Raw genomic sequence first — 1,516 nt, 5'->3', positions numbered from 1 at the left:
TGCATTACAACCTGATGCGGTATTACGAGCCTGAGGCAGGTCGGTTTGTGAATCAGGATCCGATTGGGTTGTTGGGTGGGGAGAATCTGTATGCTTTTGCGCCAAGTACACAGGCTTGGGTTGACCCATTGGGTTGGGCATATTGGAAAAAAGGAACACCCAAACCAGCGGGCTGGAGGCTACCTAGGGACGGAACTTGGGCGGGAGAAAGAGGACATTCTCGCTTTACACCAAATAACCCACAAGATTTGGGACTCAATGTTGGTGATTCTATTAATTACAGAGGTGGTAGACCAGACTTTTCTCCTTGGGCAAAAACTCCTTGGTCTTCATCTGGTAAAGGGCCCAAAGGGTTTAAAGTTACCGGTATGACGGGTGACCCAGATAAAGATTTCACAAGAATGAGAAGGGCTTTAGCAGATAAGATGGGATGGTCTGTCCAAGATACCCAAAAATATTTGACGGACAATCGTCTTGACTTACATCATTCAAGTAGAAATACGGCGCAAATAATACCGAGAGATTTACATAGTGGCATTAGGCATACTGGTCCTGCAAGTGTCATGCGTAATAAGAAGAAAATCGGAAAAACATGTCCATAACCTTTAACTGGAGTAAACATTATGAGCACAAGAATGCAAACTTTAATAGAAAAAATGGGTGGAGTTGTAAGGGTCGGAGCAAAGCCTTTCGCTCCTTTATCACGAGAAATAATGTCAAAATTTCTAGATATTGATAGAAAAGAATTTTCTGATTATTTAGATTATTTGACGTGTTTTGGAGGAGAGACATATCTAAATGAAGTATTTTATAAATTAACCATGTATGACAATGGACTACCAAGCTATTGTTATCCCCCTGATTCACCGATAGAAAATGTTGTAATAAAGAAAGGGGAATTTGGTTGTTTCTATGGAGAAGGGGAATCGTATCAAACTGGCTATTCATTGAGCAATGCTATAAAAAAAATGGAAAATAGGATTCCTACGAATTTTTTACCTATTGCTGAGAATAACTACGGAGATAGGATATGTCTTTGTATAAAAGGGGAAAAAATAGGAAAAATTTTTTATTGGTACCATGAAAACGAATGGGATGAAGAAGATTATTTTGATGATTTTGGAAAAACTATGCCTGAAGAAGTAAAGATGCAAAATATGTATTTAGTCGGAGAAGATTTGTATGACTGTTTTAATCGTATGGTCTTAGAAGAAGAATAATTGTTTGAAATATTATGTGCCTAAAGATATATGTAATATGTAAACTGAATTATATATTTCTAGCTTTGATTAGCAAATCGTAGCCCGCATAAATTCCTGAATTTGCAGGTAGCGTGCGTGCCTCAAAGCAAGTACGCGGGTTTTTCGGTTTTCAGACGGCCTCAATATCCTTTTGAGGCCGTCTGAAACCTCCGTTCTTTAACAATCCAATCCCCGTTATCGGTTGCAACGCTGGTTGAAATAGAGGCCGTCTGAAAGTTAGTTTTTCAGACGGCCTCTATTTAGTTACAGTATCA

Annotated in this window: 2 protein-coding genes; both read left to right on the top strand. The window is 38.9% G+C overall.

Annotated features, from left to right (window positions below):
- Positions 1-602 (top strand): RHS repeat-associated core domain-containing protein (locus HMPREF2952_RS11520; RefSeq protein ID WP_283120700.1); only part of this gene is annotated, 602 nt, incomplete at its 5' end.
- 21 nt (positions 603-623) lie between these two features.
- On the top strand, positions 624-1,220 hold the full coding sequence (locus tag HMPREF2952_RS06365) for an SMI1/KNR4 family protein (RefSeq protein ID WP_198921340.1): 597 nt from the start codon (positions 624-626) through the stop codon (positions 1,218-1,220).
- The last annotated feature ends 296 nt before the right edge of the window (positions 1,221-1,516 follow it).

Origin of the sequence: Neisseria sp. HMSC068C12, from assembly GCF_001814095.1 — a bacterium.
In the GTDB taxonomy this organism is placed as follows: domain Bacteria; phylum Pseudomonadota; class Gammaproteobacteria; order Burkholderiales; family Neisseriaceae; genus Neisseria; species Neisseria perflava.
The sequence above is the reverse complement of the archived record's forward strand: the minus strand, read 5'-3'. Positions and strand labels throughout refer to the sequence as shown.

Coding starts and splice junctions, on each gene's coding strand:
- HMPREF2952_RS06365 (WP_198921340.1), top strand. CDS start 624: ATGAGCACAAGAATGCAAACTTTAATAGAAAAAATGGGTGGAGTTGTA.